The following is a 14,023-nucleotide window of genomic DNA, read 5'->3' as shown; positions in this document are numbered from 1 at the left end:
GCGCCGGGGGTGAGATGTACGGGACCATCGCAACAGTTGCGTTCGTGGGCGTGGAGGCGCGCGCCGTAGAAGTCCAGGTGCGGATTACCCCGGGCCAGCAGACCTTCGCCATCGTCGGCCTGCCCGACAAAGCCGTCGCCGAAAGCCGGGAGCGCGTGCGCAACGCGCTGCACGCGGTCGGCCTGGGCCTCCCTTACAAGCACATAACCGTAAACCTCGCCCCCGCCGACCTGCCGAAGGAGGGCAGCCACTTCGATCTCGCCATCGTGCTCGCACTCATGGTCGCCATGGAGGCCGTCGCACCCGACGCCATCGAGCGATACGCCGCCATTGGCGAGTTGGCGCTAGATGGATCGATCCGCTCGATCCCCGGCGCCCTGCCCGCCGCCATTGGCGCCAGCGCCATGGGCAAAGGGCTGATCTGCCCGCAGGCCTGCGGTTCGGAAGCAGCCTGGGCCGGAGAGGACGCCGACATTCTCGCCGCTCCTCACCTTCTATCGCTGGTCAACCACTTCAAAGGGCTGCAAACGCTCTCGCGCCCCAAGCCCGCCCTCGAGCAGGACCGAACCGCTCTTCCCGATCTCCGCGACGTCCGCGGTCAGGAAAGCGCCAAGCGTGCGCTCGAGGTCGCGGCTGCCGGCGGACATAACCTGCTGATGATCGGCCCGCCGGGATCGGGAAAATCCATGCTCGCCGCCCGCCTCCCGTCGATCCTTCCCCCGCTCACGCCCGAGGAGATGCTCGGCATTGCGTAGCAAACGCACCAAGGGCGATCTCGAATGACTGATTGCCCCCTCGTTCTGATCACGTGGGAGGACAGCCGTCAGCCAGCGGGGCGATGGATGTTCCTTCACGACATCCCCGCTCCGAAGCCGGTGAAATGCACAACAGTCGGATGGCTTCTTACAGATGGCGATAACGCCAAGGTCATCTGTCAGTCGATGGCGGACATCGACTCTGCCGACATGCAAGCAGGCGGGGTCATGGTGATCCCCGCCTGCTGCGTCGTGTCGATTGAGAGATTGGAAGAGGTCGAAGCGATCACTTCTTCTTGCCGCCGCGATCCGGGGCCTGCGACAGCGCCGAAGCCGCTACTGACTTCTCCGACTTAGTCGACTTTGGATCGCTCAGGATCTTAGACGCTTTCGTAGCGACGGATTTTGACGTCTTCTCGTTGCGTGCCATGACGTGTCTCCATGTGGATGTCAGACGGCTGCACATTAGAGCGAGTCGGTGTCGCTCTGAATAATCCCCGATGTTTCCCACAGGCCCTGTGCACAAGCATCCCCTTCATGCACAGGTGATGGAGTGGGTGAGATTGAGATGGAGTGACGACTCGCGGAGAGTCGCCCCTATGAGCACGCCAATTGAAACAATCGAACGCATTCGAGTGCAGCGCGACGCCAATCGGCAGCGCCGCGCCGACATCGTACGCACGATCGCGGACTTGCATCAGGAACAGCAAGATCTTGAGGCCGCCGATCGAGAACTCCAGATTGCGGAGCGCGTCGTCACTGCGCTTTTACCGTCGGAGCAAGTCAAGACGCTCGCCGACGCGGTCGGAAACGTCGTTTCGTCTTTGGAGTTCGAATCCAAACCGAAACGGAAGCCCGACGGCATCCCACCGATCTTGGAAATGGCGAATGAGGCGCTCGCCTCTTTCGAAGCCATCGGCAAGCCGTGCGCAAGCTGCCCGGAGATAACCGACTTCATCCGTCGCACCTGGTGGCCCGATGTAAAGAGTGAGTTCGTCTCGCCGCAACTGTGGCGTGCCGCCAACCGGGGCGACCTCGACAAGGTTGGCAACAACTACGCGCGCAAGGTCAAAATAGAGAAAGGCCCCGCAACCGAAGTGGCGAGGCCTTCTCTATCAAACGGCGAAACCGGCTCGTACCCGGTCTAGCCTAGGGGGGATCGGGCGCTGGTGTAGCGTTGCTCGATCCTCCCGCCAGTTCACTAACCCCGCGTCCTTAGCCCGGAAGCGTCAACAGAAAGGAGATCTGCGTGTTTTGGCAACACACCCGGAGATTACCGGCTCCCCTCTGATGAGGGATTAGCAACGCGTGGATTATACAGATTCTGTATAGTCCGCGCGTCCCCCTTCGCTGCCGGATTCCACAGTTATTGCAAATCGTCCAACCGGACGACGGAGCATCCTATTGCGGACAGGCATTGCAGAAAGAACGCAGCGGTAAAGCCGCCCCTACTGATTTTATTCGCTATGTTCCGCTCACTCTCAGGCACGCCCATTGCCGTCAGCTTATCGGCCAACTCCCGATAGCCGACGTTTCGGCGCTTTAGCTCGGCCTTCAGAAGGCCCTTGGCGCGTTCCGCCCAATCGTCGTCTCGCATGTGCACCATCGAATCAGATGAGAAAATCATCATATTCGATGTTTTTGCCATTGACAACGATGTGTAATGTCATCATATCTGATGTACTTTACATCGGATTTGATGATGCCAACCCATTTCCTCCTCACAGCAAAGGCCCGGAGCATTTCGCTCCGCGAGGTCTATTGCATGGGCGAGGACAAGGCTTGGGGCCTCTTCAAGCAGATGCGTTGGCCGGAAACCGAGGGCAAGCCGGTCTGCCCGAAATGCAATCACACTGAGGCTTACGAGATCACGACGCGCCGCAAGCATAAGTGCAAGGCGTGCTCGCATCAGTTCTCCGCAACGTCGGGAACGATCCTTGCCAGCCGCAAGATGAGCTACACCGATCTGCTCGCGGCGATCGTCATCCTGATCAACGGCGCAAAGGGAGTCTCTGCGCTCCAACTCGCTCGGGATCTCGACTGCCAGCACAAGACGGCATTCGTTCTCGCGCACAAGCTGCGCGAAGCAATGGCTTCAGAGATCAGCGGCGCTGAACTCAATGGCACCGTTGAAGTCGATGGCGCCTACTTCGGTGGCCACATCCGCCCTGCAAATCGCGCCGAGGATCGCATTGATCGCCGCCTTGCGAAGAACCAGACCGGCAAGCGCCGCGTCGTCGTTGTTGCGCGCCAACGCAAGGGCCGCACGATGACGACCGTCACAAAGTCAGAAGCGGATGGCGTCGCGTTCGTCGCGAAGGTCGTAGCGCCCGGTTCAGAACTTCACGCTGACGAAGCTGCGCACTGGGATGCGCTGCACGCGAAGTTCAAGGCGTACCGCATCAATCACCAAGTCGCTTACTCGCTCAACGGCGCATGCACGAACCAAGCGGAAAGCTTTTTAGCTCGCCTTCGCCGGATGGTGGACGGCCAGCATCATCATGTGAGCCCGCAGCATCTGCATCAGTATGCAGCCCATGCGGCTTGGATGGAGGATCACCGCCGTCTCGACAACGGAGCGCTCGCAAAGCGCATTGTCAGCCTTGCGATGGCGCATCCAGTGTCGCGGAATTGGAAGGGATACTGGCAGCGTGGGAAAGACTAAGCCGCGGCCTTGAGAGCGGTTACGTTTCGACCGAACCACGACATAGATTTGAGTTGTTCGTCGCTCATAGCATGCGCAGCCTTAAGAAAGGCGTCGTAGATCGCTTGAGCGAGCACGGCGTCATGCGCGGTTGCCATTGTATGTCTCCTAGCGTCGAAACTCACGTTTAACTCCAAACCTCTTACTGGGTTGTTACGTTCGAGATATAGCAACTAAATGTCTTGAGTGAGGCTGACTGCGACAGTATGTCGCACGTTAGGCTACTGTTTCACATGTAGCCAATTGCCTCGAATCGCTGCCTCAGCAACCACATCGGCCCCTACCAGAGCTGCGCAAAATCCTGTGAAGTATTGTCTGTCGCCGATATTTCCGAGATGAACCTTAATCTGATCGGAGCCTAGCGCTCCTGCAGCTAGGCCGAGGGCGCCAAGCACGATTTCAGCAGAAAGTCTAGCCAACAGCTCTCTTTCGATATCTTCGAAATCGTACTTTGGAGCGAGAAGAATCCACAAGATGCGTAGCGTCTTACCCTCAGTCTTTGGAAGGCGCGCAACATTAACGTGCATCAAGCAGGAATATTCCCCGCCGGATTTAAGGGCGAAGATGCCGTACTTCGAATCTTGCGGATTTTCTTCCGAGATCTTCTTAGCGAGTTCGAGGTGAGGGGCCGCATAAGCCGCTAAATCCTCATCGTAGGCTTCGCATTGCTCGGTCCATTGCCTTTCGAGTTCTTGAAACGTGCCATCAGCGTGGCAGACGCGCTCTAGCATTTGAGGCCTACAGAATCTTGAAGTTGAGTCGTCGTAGCCTATTCGCGTTCAAATGTAATGGATCGCACGCTGACAATCCCCAGCAGGTTGCACGGATGCAACAACTTCCCGTCAGTTCAAAAACCACAGCACGCTCATTCCCGGCCCCGGCGAAGATGCTGCGATGCCTCTATCTCTGAGCCCACGCAAAGCGACTCCTACCCTTTTAGTCATCAGCCGTTGCAGCTTGTCTGTGGGCTCTAACGCTCGCTCTGCAATCAACTGAGCCGCGATGTCTGAGGACGTTAGCGGCTCTGTCGCCTTCCGCAGGATGCCCAGGATGATCCGGGTCATCTCCCCGCGCTTCGACCAATCATCGGGAGGACGGAATGCTTTCGGCCTGATGCTGGCGATCTCATAAGTCGGGTCGAACAAGAGAAGCGTTGCATCCAGCTTTTCTAGAGACGCGATCGCAGCGGTTAGTTCGCGCTGCATCCGTTCAATGTCACCGGATAGCTCGGCGCGCTTCCGAGACAACGCGGTGATGACGTGAGGTTCTGCCAAGCAAACGACTCCAGAGCGTTTTGGCCAATGACATACTGTATCATTGGCCCTTGTTCGCCCTCAGACTCGCAAATCAGCTAGAGTTCCTCCAGTCGAGACTTGGTGCGTTTGCTACGCAATGCCGGAGATGCTCGACGTCTCGATGGTCCACAGCCTCGCCGGAGAGCTGATGGGCGGAAAGCTCTGCACCGAGCGTCCCTTTCGCGCGCCTCACCATTCCGCCAGCATGGCAGCCCTGGTGGGCGGCGGAACGCGGCCGCGTCCCGGCGAAGCGAGCCTCGCCCATCTCGGCGTCCTCTTCCTCGACGAGCTTCCCGAGTTTCAGCCAGCGGTACTCGATGCGCTACGTCAACCGCTCGAAACCGGCGAGCTGATCATCGCCCGCGCCAACCATCGCATCGCCTATCCGGCCCGCATGCAGCTTGTGGCCGCCATGAACCCCTGCCGGTGCGGAGGCGGCGCGGGGCAGAGCTGCAAACGCGGCCCGCGCTGCGCCGCAGACTATCAGGCGCGCATCTCAGGCCCCATGCTCGATCGCATCGACATTCAGATCGAGGTGCCGGCCGTCTCCGCCGCCGATCTCGTGCTGCCGCCGCCCAACGAAGGCAGCGCCGAGGTGCGCGCCCGAGTCACCGCCGCTCGCGAACGCCAGCGTGCGCGCTTCCTCGCGCACGGCGCCCCGAAACTGCGCACCAACTCCGAATGCACGGGCCACATTCTCGAAAAAACCGCCGAGCCCGATCAGGCAGGCATCACCCTCATTCGCCAGGCCGCCGAAACGCTCAAGCTCTCCGCCCGCGGCTTCCACCGCACCCTCCGCGTCGCCCGCACTCTGGCTGACCTCGACGGCGCCGAAACCGTCGGCCGCATCCACATCGCCGAAGCCCTCTCCTACCGCGGCGAGACGTTGAGGCAGGAGCGGGTTGCGTGAGGGGGGAATGGGAGAAGGCAGCGGGCAGCGGAGAAAAATCTATGGGCTTACGTCCCAGATCCGTCGCGCGGCAGCCTCTGTACCGGCGAACATTGCCGAAGGCTACGGCCGGGAAAGCACCGGCGCCTACGTCCAATTCTTGAAAACCGCGAGGGGATTTCTGCGAGAGCTCGAAACCCACCTGCTTTTGGCGGCACGGCTTGAAATGCTCGAAGGGAAACAGGCAATCGCTCTGATTACCGACGCCGAGAGCATCGGCAAAATGCTTCATGCCCTCGTACGGACGCTCCAGATGAAAAAGCCTGCGGTTCGCTAGAACCGCAGGCTCTCCCATCTGCTGCCTACTGCCTACTGCCTACTGCCTAATCCTTGATGTTCTTCTGGATCTTCGCTGCCGTCACGGTGTTCTGCAGGAGGCACGCGATGGTCATAGGGCCGACGCCGCCCGGAACAGGCGTGATCGCGCCCGCAACCTCGGCGCACTCCGCGTAAGCCACGTCACCCACGAGCTTCGTCTTTCCGTTCTCACCCGGCACGCGGTTGATGCCGACGTCGATGACGATCGCGCCCGGCTTGATCCAATCGCGCTTCACCATCTCGGGACGGCCCACGGCCGCGATCACGAGATCGGCCTCGCGCACCACGCCCGGAAGATCCTTCGTCTGCGAGTGGGCAATCGTCACAGTGCAGCTCTCGCGCAGCAGCAGAGCGGCCATCGGCTTGCCGACGATGTTCGAGCGGCCGATCACCACCGCATGGAGCCCCTTGAGGCTCGGAACCGCGCGCTTCGCCAGGATCGCCGAGCCGGTCGGCGTGCAGGGGACCAGCGTCCGCTCGCCGATCCACAACCGGCCGACGTTCGTCGGATGGAAGCCGTCCACGTCCTTGTCGGGATCGATGGTGTTCAGAACCTTCTCGGCGTTGACATGCTTGGGCAGCGGAAGCTGCACCAGGATGCCGTTCACCTCCGGGTTGGCGTTGAGGCTCTGCACGAGCGCCAGGATCTCCTCCTCGGAGGTGCTCTCGGGCAGCTTGTGCTCGAACGACTTCATGCCAACCTCGACGGTCTGCTCGGCCTTGTTCTTCACATAGACCTTGCTGGCCGGGTCCTCGCCCACGAGCACCACCGCGAGCCCCGGGGTAAGCCCATGGCTGGCCTGAAGTGCCTTCACGTCCGCCGCCACCTGCTTGCGAACATCTGCTGCGATGGCTTTGCCATCGATGATCTGGGCTGCCATGGTTCCCTTCCTCTTTTTTGCGTTGCCCTAGTCGTAGCCGTAACTAGAAGGCGGCCAGCCTTTCGGCCAACCGCGCTTCGATCTCGTCTGCATTGCCGGTGATCTCGACCGACTTGACGCGCGACTTGCCGCCTTGGGCGAGCCGCAAGCTGCTCTTTCCCACTCCGAGCCATCCGCTCAGAAGCTTCAAGAGCGCAGCGTTCGCTTCCCCGTCGGCGGGCACCGCACGCACCCTGGCCTTCAGGGCAGGCCCCTCGGCGGTCGTTTCGATGCCGTCAATACTATCTTTGGACGATTTCGGCGTCAGACGCACGCGCACGATGACGCACCCGGCGCCCGCCCGCCGGTGAACGGAGGCCGGGGTGTCTGTCCCGGCAATCCCCGTCACAGGAACAGCTTAGCGATATTGGTCAGCACCACCTGCTGGATAAAGAAGCAGCCGAGCAGCAGCACGAGCGGCGAAATGTCTATGCCCCCGAGGTCCGGCAGTGCGTTCCGGATCGGCCGCAGCAGCGGCTCCGTCACGGCCGCGAGCGCCTGGGCCAGCGAGCTGACGAACCGGTTGTAGGGATTGACGACCCCGAAAGCCATGAGCCAGCTCAGAATGACCGAGGCCAGCACGATGTAGACGTAGAGATCGATAAGATAGCTGATGAAGCCGAGCAGCTCGATCATTGGGCGCAAAATCCTAGAGTGCTTCCGGAGAAGTGGGGACCCTGTCTCCGACAAGAAGCACGGCAAAACAGAAAGCTGGAGACGTTTCGCGATTGAACCAAGACCGAACCGGCTCCACGAGCATTTTCGACGGATCTTTCCCGTACGCCAAGGGTTTGCCGCGCTCCCCGTCGCCGCGTCGCCCCTTTTCAACCGGAAGCGGGTATCCGGATCGGATACCGCTTCATCTGACGACGTGTAACGGGTGAGGCGCTAGGCGGCAAGCCGCCGTGGGGCTTGGCGCACACCCTGCGCCCCCTCCGGACAAGCCAGTCCGCTGTTCCAAGCCGGAGCCGCCTATCCCCTTCCTTGACAACGCGGAAAAGCGGACGGTAAATGCGCGAACTTCAGGCAGCGACCGCACCGATCCTCTTGGGCCGGTGCAAACGTCGCCAAGATCCCATGCCTTTAGGGGCCGTAGCTCAGATGGGAGAGCGCTGCAATCGCACTGCAGAGGTCAGGGGTTCGATTCCCCTCGGCTCCACCAATCAAATCAGCCACTTAGCAGAATCCCTCCGAAACTAAACGCGCTCTGTCACGCACCTGTCACGCACGGATGCGCGCTCCGGCGTATTCCGCGGCGCGATGCGCTGCTGCACGATCCGGGCGGTGCGTGACAAATGAGGTCGTTCAAGCGAGTGGCGGCGTCTCTGCTAGAAGGCACTACTTGAAGCGGCCGTGGCAGTGCTTGTACTTCTGACCGGAGCCGCAGGGACATAGTTGGTTGCGGCCAACTCTCAGTCCGTCGTCGATCAGCTTTTCAACTTGTTCGTCGGAGAGCTTCGCTGACGGTGCCGATAAACTCGGAGCGATAGGCTCTGGCTCCGGCATCCCGCGCACGAACAAAGGTATGCGCGAGACATCGCCGCTGTCCTGCCGGGGAACATGGCACTGGGGCGTCACGGCTTTGAGCCCGTGCTTGCGCCGGATCGCTTGATTGGCCTCGGCTATGAGATCGCTCAGCGTCAGGCGAGATGGGCTGCCGTCCGAGATATCGGAGAGGACGGAGGTGAGGGCGCCCGTGAACATGGTGAGGTCTTCGCCTTTGGGCGCTATCGCGGGCATCGAGGCTGACGATGCCGTTAGTACCGCCCAGCCGGTTGCCGGCATGGCCTCATGCACCTGTCCTTCGACCAGTCGGCCGGCACCGGTTGCATCGAACTGGAACTCTTTGACGGCTTCACCCGAGAAGCAGCAGTCGAGAACGACGTAGAGCCGCTTGTCGACCAGATGGTGCTCCAGGTCGTGGCGCAGGTCGCGAAGCTTGAGCCCGGTCGTTGATTCTCGCCCGAGACGCGTACCGCGAAGCGTCAGGAAGTAAGTGCGGTCTTTGAGGAAGCTGCCATGGCCGCAATAGTAGATGAGGAGGTCGTTGAGATCCGTCTCGCGCGAGAGGAATTCGTCGATGGCGTCGACAATCGCGGCCGTGCCGAGGTCCTTGTCGAAGAGGTCCAGGATCGCAACATCACGGAACACAGTGCGGGCAGGGGAGAACAGCTCGCGCGCGGCATTGGCGGAGCGTGCGAAGGCAGGATTGTCGAGGCCTTCCATGCCCGGATAGGTGCTTGCTCCAAGGATGATAAGGCCAAGTCGCGAGAGGTTCTGCGGCGGCCTGGAATGTTCAGTGCGGCTCATGCCGGTTTTGACAGACGCATGGCCAATTCGCGTGATGGGCCTGCCGCCCTCACAAATCTCCGCGCGCGTACCGTACTTGCGGCATAGCCATTCGAGAATCATTGAACCGGCTTTGTGGGCCGCACCCTTCGCGAAGTCCTTGGCAAGGTCGTTGACGAGTCCGCCGAATAGTGACCCTCCGGCCGCAAGGACAAGCACGCCACCGAGATCCATGGCCTCGGCGTCGGTACGTGCGATGCGGATGCTGGAGGATGTGGCGCCAGCTGTGAGAAATTCCCGGCGGCACTCCTGGGCCAATTGGGCGGCTTCTGCCGCTGTGAGGTCCGGAAAGCGGATCGAGACCTCGGAGACGTTACTCGTCATGGATACTGCTCTACTCATGCGCAGGATTGCACTTCAACATACTATCAAATGACCGAACTTCACGCATCTGAAAACCGCCGTAAAGGCCTGTGTTTACGCGCTTTTTCTTTCTCCTCCTGACCGCAAAACCGCCCTTGAATCCTTGCGCAAAGGGGCCATCCCTTTGTTCGACCTGCGGCCATCCCTTCGTCCCGACCCAGCCATGGAGACAAGGCGCCGCGCGCACCGGCGGTCAAGGCCGCGCTAGCCGCGCGCCCTAAAGGCTTGGCCTTGACGGGCGGGAGCAAGGCGGCAGGCTTCTCAAAAGTGGGGACCAGGGTTCATGTGCTTCCAGAGTTTGCGTCCGAAGTCATGGAACTCGTTCCGCTTCCACGTATCCATCCCGCTCTTCACGTGCTCGGTGCGATTTGCCTTGAGGTTATTGATCCGTTTTTGGAGTGCAGCCGGCAGCACGCAAGCGTGGAACCGCGCAGATGACCCCAACCCGGACTCTGTTACGGCCCTGGGTCTGGCTCGAATTAGAGAGCAAGAACCGGATTGTTCCCCGTTAACACGCGTGCTCTACAAGAAGCCGTTGAGCATGGAGGCTACGATGCGACGGATGCTGGCCGCCCTTATGATCGTTTCTGCATTTCTATCTCCGGCGTACGCCGGGCCAAGCCTGAAAGATGGCGCTTACGAAATCGAAGTCAGGCTGGAATTGCCGCACGTGATCGACACCAGCACCCGCAAGATCGAGCGTCTGTGCTTGGGATCCGATCAGTCGCAGACACTTGGTCTTGTGGTCCTCAGCAACAATAATCCCCTCGGAAAATGCCCTGCGTCGAATGTCGACTCATCGAGCGACACACTATCGTTCGATGTCGCCTGCCAGGGCGTCAACGCTGCCGCCGGGCACGCTCGCTATCAAATCATGCCGGAGGATTTTCGAGGGCGCATAGAAATGAAGATGGGCGGCAAGAACATGACCATGACCGAAGTCCAGGTCGGCCACCGCATTGGGCCCTGTGAAGTGCTAGCCTGATCTATTCGTCGCGGACAGCTGCGGCGGGAGGCTGGGACTGAGGCGCGCGTCGTCGGCCGGGATGATCGGCGGTGGTTCTCGGTGACTCGGATTGGAACACGTAAGGGTTGGCGGAAGGGGGACTGCGGCGGCCACGGCCGCGTCGCTTACGGCGCCTGGGGGCAGAGACGTGCAGCGATCAGGGCGATGTCGGCTGCGTGTGGAAGGTGCGGTGGGAATGACAGCTTGATCCTGGTGCGCAACTCCTCGACCCGACAACTGATCTTAACCAGCAGATTGCGGATCGTCGCGAAGGTGGCGCCGCGCCAGCGCGACTTCTTGGGTGCTGCGAGCCGCACCGAATGAAGCAGCCAGTAGGCGCCTTGATGCAAGAAGAGACGGAACTGGTTGGCCTGCCAGCGGTGGCATGCGGTCTTGTCGGAGCGCGTATAGAGCTTCAAATCCTTGATCAGGTTCTCCATACGGCCGCGCGCGCAGTAGACCTTCTCGTAGAGAACTTTGGCCCGTCCCTGCAGATTGGTGACGATGAAACGCGCGTCGGTGCCGAGTGCTGTCGCTTCCACACGGGCGATGACCTTCTCCTGTCGAGACCAAGAGCCGGCCGCGTATTTAAGTTGATGGAAGCGGCGCATGCGCACGAGGCTTGGCTTCCAGCGCATTCGGCACCGCTCGTGCCACGGCGCGGCATGGGCTTCCAGGGTCCGGTTCGTCGGCAGGCCGAGGATGTAGTCGCAGCGCTGTTTGCGCAGCAGATCGAGCACTTCCGGCGCGCAGTAGTGGCCGTCGCCGCGAACGAGGATCTTCACATGTCGCCAGCGTCGGCGGATGCGATAAATGACGTGGCGGAGTACGCGCGCAATCTCGGCACCGGAAGGCCGCTTTCCCGGCCGTATCAGTGACAGGATCGGCTTGCCCGAGTTGCCCTCGAAGATGTGGATCGGCTGGAAACAGTGCCCGCCCGCGTGCGTATTGAAGAGCGCGAGCTGCTGGCCGCCGTGGACGCGATCGTCGGTGTCGTCAATGTCGAGCGTGATGGCGGCAGGCGCAGCGGTATAGCTGCGGCAGAACAGGTCGATGTTGTTGATGCCGATGCGGTAGAGAACCTTGAGATCGGCAAGGTTCTCCATGCGCGAGATGGTCGGCTGGCTCGGCAGAGCGGACCCTGTATCAGGCGCACGTCCGCAGGCGATCTTCAGCGCCGGATCGTGGCGCAGGTCGTCGAGATCATCGGCATCCTCGTAGCCGCAGGCGATGGCGATCATGCGCGCCATCACCATGTCGGCATAGCTGTGCGTCACAAGCAGCGGATTGCGCGTCTCGGGCAGCGGACCAGCGATGACGTCGGCGAGCCCAAGACGCATCGCCGCCTCGCGCAGCACTATGGCGCCACCGTTCGAGCTGAGATTGCCGGCGTCCTGCGCGGCTGTGAGCGACTTCGATTGCACGGGCGACAGCCCGGGGAGGAACGATGTAGACTGCATGGCGATGGCCGGTTGCGCCGCATAGACGGCTCGGGGGGATGCTTCGTACCAGAACCTTAGGCCAAACCAACTGCTTCGTCGCCGCCCATCACCTTACGTCTCAATGTCCCATGAATAGTTCGGGCTAGGTACGCATTGAGCCATGTATCCGGTGATCACCTTTGGTCTCTTGGCAGCCGTCGTGGGCTTGGCTCTCTTGCTCAGGCGAACACAGACGGAATTGACGACGATTGCCGACCATGCGCCTTCTGCTGTTGCCCATGTCGTGGGGCATGGAGAGAAGCTGAAGTACCGGTTCGTCAATAAAAAATACGCAGATCTTTATGGGCGCCAACCATCCGATGTCATCGGGAAGCATCCGAAAGACGTCCTCGGACCCGACATTTTCGCCCGCTCTCACGCCAATATGCTTCGCGCCATAGGCGGCGAGACGGTGACATTCGATCTCGATTTGGGGGGTAGGACGGTCGAAGTCGTCTACCATCCCGACGTGCCATCTCCGGCCACGGCGCAGGGTTTCGTCGGTGTGATCACTGACGTAACCGAACTTCGCAGGCTCCAACGAACAGCGAAGCACGGGCTGGGGTGACACGTGTTGGACGAATGTTTGTTTTCAGCCTTCGGGCGGCTTCCATTCAGGGCTGTAGCCACCCAAGTTTGCGTGGTACATCTCATCCCCAGCATGTTGCGTGAAGACGACGTTGAAGTGATCCTCGGGGCGCCGCAGAATTTTGGCGCAATCAGCGCACAGGGCTTTGGCGAGTTCCAATCGAAGCTCGGGTGTCCGGCCCCTTCGAATATCGAGCAGCAACACAGAAGCAGGCTCAAGGTCACCCTTCTGCGATGTCCGCCAAATCGCACCTTCGCTCAGATTATGGATTGCGACGGTAATCCACTGAATCTCGACCGACATCATTCGTGCATATGTCTTGCTCATCGCAGCCGCCAAGCGCTTCTTCTCTTGCTGCGTCGAAAATCCATTTAGATCAAGCTGCAGATAGGGCATCGGATCACCGCTAAAAATGGGGCCGCATTTGCGGCCCCTTACTGAGTTTGCGTGACAAGCAGTGTAGTCCGATCAGGCGGCTTGAGGCGATTTGACCTCGTAGCGGTCGGCTGGCTTCGCATTTCCGAACTTCTTCGATAGTGCTCGGCGATCTGCCTCCCAACGCTCCCACGCATCGCCATCGTGCAGCCCGGGAATGGTAACGAGTTCACCCTTGTCCAGGCCGACTAGCGCTGCATCAACGGCGTCCTCTGCCGACATCGTGATGCTTGCCGTCTTCTGCGCCGCATAGCCTGCCACATCCCAGAACTCGGTAGCAGTAGCCCCCGGCAGTACGGTTTGCACACGCACGCCTTTGTCGGCGAGGTCCTTTTGAAGGGAGTGGCCCAGACTGATGACGTAGGATTTGGAGGCGCTGTACACGCCATTCAACATCTCGGCCGCAATGCCTACGACCGAAGCAATGTTGACGATGGTGCCATTTTTCCGCGCCGCGAAAGCCGGTGCGACGGCGTAGGTCAACCGCGTCAGAGCCTTGATGTTGAGGTCAATCATTGCATCAACAGTCGCGACATCCGCCTGTAGGACCGACGCGACGGATCCTACGCCCGCATTGTTGACCAACATGGTAATGGCTTCATTGGTCTTCAGCAGGGTTTCTACCTTCGCAAGGTCTGCTGGGTTGTTGAGATCGGCAGGAAGAACGGTCACCTCACGGCGCGTCTCTTCCCAAATTCGGCTGGCAACCTGTTTTAGCCGCCCTTCATTGCGGGCAACGAGCACCAAGTCATAGCCGCGCTTTGCGAGACGATCGGCATACACTGCTCCCATCCCAGTGGAAGCCCCCGTCACGACCGCGATACCTTTCGTTGTTGGATTGCACATCACTTTGTTCCTC

16 protein-coding genes, 1 tRNA gene and 2 pseudogenes are annotated in these 14,023 nt (G+C 60.4%); 8 read left to right on the top strand and 11 right to left on the bottom strand.

The annotated features are described in order from the left end of the window. Window positions 1–14: 14 nt before the first annotated feature. Window positions 15–752, top strand: a pseudogene (locus PE058_RS04140) (magnesium chelatase domain-containing protein); the annotation flags it as partial. A gap of 289 nt (window positions 753–1,041) precedes the next feature. Here PE058_RS04140 and PE058_RS04135 read toward each other — a convergent pair. Beyond that, a complete protein-coding gene (locus PE058_RS04135; protein ID WP_271029954.1) occupies window positions 1,042–1,185 on the bottom strand; it encodes a hypothetical protein in 144 nt (47 codons plus the stop codon). Window positions 1,186–1,354: 169 nt separating this feature from the next. Here PE058_RS04135 and PE058_RS04130 point away from each other — a divergent pair, with 169 nt between their 5' ends. Further along, window positions 1,355–1,903, top strand: coding sequence for a hypothetical protein (locus PE058_RS04130; RefSeq protein ID WP_271029953.1), 549 nt, complete (start codon window positions 1,355–1,357; stop codon window positions 1,901–1,903). A 218-nt stretch (window positions 1,904–2,121) separates the two neighbouring features. Here PE058_RS04130 and PE058_RS04125 read toward each other — a convergent pair whose 3' ends face one another. Further along, window positions 2,122–2,352, bottom strand: coding sequence for a DUF6471 domain-containing protein (locus tag PE058_RS04125; protein WP_271030594.1), 231 nt, complete (start codon window positions 2,350–2,352; stop codon window positions 2,122–2,124). Between the two features lie 105 nt (window positions 2,353–2,457). Here PE058_RS04125 and PE058_RS04120 point away from each other — a divergent pair, with 105 nt between their 5' ends. Then, on the top strand, window positions 2,458–3,420 hold the full coding sequence (locus PE058_RS04120; protein WP_271030593.1) for an IS1595 family transposase: 963 nt from the start codon (window positions 2,458–2,460) through the stop codon (window positions 3,418–3,420). A gap of 260 nt (window positions 3,421–3,680) precedes the next feature. Here PE058_RS04120 and PE058_RS04115 read toward each other — a convergent pair whose 3' ends face one another. Together PE058_RS04115 and PE058_RS04110 are read right to left on the bottom strand one after the other, a co-directional pair. Continuing rightward, entirely contained in the window at window positions 3,681–4,190 is a 510-nt protein-coding gene (locus PE058_RS04115) for a hypothetical protein (RefSeq protein ID WP_271029952.1), read from the bottom strand. A 111-nt stretch (window positions 4,191–4,301) separates the two neighbouring features. Continuing rightward, window positions 4,302–4,733, bottom strand: a complete 432-nt coding sequence (locus tag PE058_RS04110) for a hypothetical protein (protein ID WP_271029951.1) — start codon at window positions 4,731–4,733, stop codon at window positions 4,302–4,304. A gap of 124 nt (window positions 4,734–4,857) precedes the next feature. Here PE058_RS04110 and PE058_RS04105 point away from each other — a divergent pair. Continuing rightward, window positions 4,858–5,664: pseudogene (locus tag PE058_RS04105) on the top strand (YifB family Mg chelatase-like AAA ATPase); the annotation flags it as partial. Between the two features lie 7 nt (window positions 5,665–5,671). Continuing rightward, window positions 5,672–5,980 (top strand): four helix bundle protein, encoded by a 309-nt coding sequence (locus PE058_RS04100; RefSeq protein ID WP_271029950.1) that lies wholly within the window; start codon window positions 5,672–5,674, stop codon window positions 5,978–5,980. A gap of 46 nt (window positions 5,981–6,026) precedes the next feature. Here the strand turns inward: PE058_RS04100 and folD are convergent, their stop codons facing one another. From folD to PE058_RS04085, 3 genes are all read right to left on the bottom strand, one after another. Next, entirely contained in the window at window positions 6,027–6,902 is an 876-nt protein-coding gene (gene folD / locus PE058_RS04095; protein WP_020084095.1) for a bifunctional methylenetetrahydrofolate dehydrogenase/methenyltetrahydrofolate cyclohydrolase FolD, read from the bottom strand. 43 nt (window positions 6,903–6,945) lie between these two features. Then, complete coding sequence (locus PE058_RS04090) at window positions 6,946–7,221, bottom strand: DUF167 family protein (protein WP_271029949.1); 276 nt, start codon at window positions 7,219–7,221, stop codon at window positions 6,946–6,948. A 65-nt stretch (window positions 7,222–7,286) separates the two neighbouring features. Then, window positions 7,287–7,577, bottom strand: coding sequence for a YggT family protein (locus PE058_RS04085; RefSeq protein ID WP_020084093.1), 291 nt, complete (start codon window positions 7,575–7,577; stop codon window positions 7,287–7,289). A 450-nt stretch (window positions 7,578–8,027) separates the two neighbouring features. On the opposite strand from PE058_RS04085, the gene PE058_RS04080 reads away from it, so the two are divergent. After that, window positions 8,028–8,103, top strand: a tRNA-Ala gene (locus PE058_RS04080). Window positions 8,104–8,279: 176 nt separating this feature from the next. On the opposite strand, the gene PE058_RS04075 is transcribed toward PE058_RS04080, so the two are convergent. Continuing rightward, window positions 8,280–9,614 (bottom strand): SEC-C domain-containing protein, encoded by a 1,335-nt coding sequence (locus PE058_RS04075; RefSeq protein ID WP_271029948.1) that lies wholly within the window; start codon window positions 9,612–9,614, stop codon window positions 8,280–8,282. Between the two features lie 592 nt (window positions 9,615–10,206). Here PE058_RS04075 and PE058_RS04070 point away from each other — a divergent pair. Further along, on the top strand, window positions 10,207–10,638 hold the full coding sequence (locus PE058_RS04070; protein ID WP_271029947.1) for a DUF3617 domain-containing protein: 432 nt from the start codon (window positions 10,207–10,209) through the stop codon (window positions 10,636–10,638). 146 nt (window positions 10,639–10,784) lie between these two features. Here PE058_RS04070 and PE058_RS04065 read toward each other — a convergent pair whose 3' ends face one another. Next, window positions 10,785–12,119 carry an IS1380 family transposase gene (locus tag PE058_RS04065; RefSeq protein ID WP_271029946.1) on the bottom strand — a complete coding sequence of 445 codons (1,335 nt, stop codon included), beginning with the start codon at window positions 12,117–12,119 and terminating at the stop codon, window positions 10,785–10,787. A 142-nt stretch (window positions 12,120–12,261) separates the two neighbouring features. Between PE058_RS04065 and PE058_RS04060 the strand changes: the two genes are divergently transcribed. Beyond that, on the top strand, window positions 12,262–12,708 hold the full coding sequence (locus PE058_RS04060; RefSeq protein WP_271029945.1) for a PAS domain-containing protein: 447 nt from the start codon (window positions 12,262–12,264) through the stop codon (window positions 12,706–12,708). Window positions 12,709–12,732: 24 nt separating this feature from the next. On the opposite strand, the gene PE058_RS04055 is transcribed toward PE058_RS04060, so the two are convergent. Then, complete coding sequence (locus PE058_RS04055) at window positions 12,733–13,125, bottom strand: tautomerase family protein (protein ID WP_271029944.1); 393 nt, start codon at window positions 13,123–13,125, stop codon at window positions 12,733–12,735. A 72-nt stretch (window positions 13,126–13,197) separates the two neighbouring features. After that, a complete protein-coding gene (locus tag PE058_RS04050; RefSeq protein ID WP_271029943.1) occupies window positions 13,198–14,010 on the bottom strand; it encodes an SDR family NAD(P)-dependent oxidoreductase in 813 nt (270 codons plus the stop codon). Between the last annotated feature and the right edge of the window lie 13 nt (window positions 14,011–14,023).

This window comes from Hyphomicrobium sp. DMF-1, assembly GCF_027886585.1.
Classification (GTDB): domain Bacteria; phylum Pseudomonadota; class Alphaproteobacteria; order Rhizobiales; family Hyphomicrobiaceae; genus Hyphomicrobium_C; species Hyphomicrobium_C zavarzinii.
This window is presented reverse-complemented; position numbering and strand designations above follow the sequence as displayed.

Coding starts and splice junctions, on each gene's coding strand:
- PE058_RS04135 (WP_271029954.1), bottom strand. CDS start 1,185: ATGGCACGCAACGAGAAGACGTCAAAATCCGTCGCTACGAAAGCGTCT.
- PE058_RS04130 (WP_271029953.1), top strand. CDS start 1,355: ATGAGCACGCCAATTGAAACAATCGAACGCATTCGAGTGCAGCGCGAC.
- PE058_RS04125 (WP_271030594.1), bottom strand. CDS start 2,352: ATGCGAGACGACGATTGGGCGGAACGCGCCAAGGGCCTTCTGAAGGCC.
- PE058_RS04120 (WP_271030593.1), top strand. CDS start 2,458: ATGCCAACCCATTTCCTCCTCACAGCAAAGGCCCGGAGCATTTCGCTC.
- PE058_RS04115 (WP_271029952.1), bottom strand. CDS start 4,190: ATGCTAGAGCGCGTCTGCCACGCTGATGGCACGTTTCAAGAACTCGAA.
- PE058_RS04100 (WP_271029950.1), top strand. CDS start 5,672: ATGGGAGAAGGCAGCGGGCAGCGGAGAAAAATCTATGGGCTTACGTCC.
- folD (WP_020084095.1), bottom strand. CDS start 6,902: ATGGCAGCCCAGATCATCGATGGCAAAGCCATCGCAGCAGATGTTCGC.
- PE058_RS04085 (WP_020084093.1), bottom strand. CDS start 7,577: ATGATCGAGCTGCTCGGCTTCATCAGCTATCTTATCGATCTCTACGTC.
- PE058_RS04075 (WP_271029948.1), bottom strand. CDS start 9,614: ATGACGAGTAACGTCTCCGAGGTCTCGATCCGCTTTCCGGACCTCACA.
- PE058_RS04070 (WP_271029947.1), top strand. CDS start 10,207: ATGCGACGGATGCTGGCCGCCCTTATGATCGTTTCTGCATTTCTATCT.
- PE058_RS04065 (WP_271029946.1), bottom strand. CDS start 12,119: ATGCAGTCTACATCGTTCCTCCCCGGGCTGTCGCCCGTGCAATCGAAG.
- PE058_RS04060 (WP_271029945.1), top strand. CDS start 12,262: ATGTATCCGGTGATCACCTTTGGTCTCTTGGCAGCCGTCGTGGGCTTG.
- PE058_RS04055 (WP_271029944.1), bottom strand. CDS start 13,125: ATGCCCTATCTGCAGCTTGATCTAAATGGATTTTCGACGCAGCAAGAG.
- PE058_RS04050 (WP_271029943.1), bottom strand. CDS start 14,010: ATGTGCAATCCAACAACGAAAGGTATCGCGGTCGTGACGGGGGCTTCC.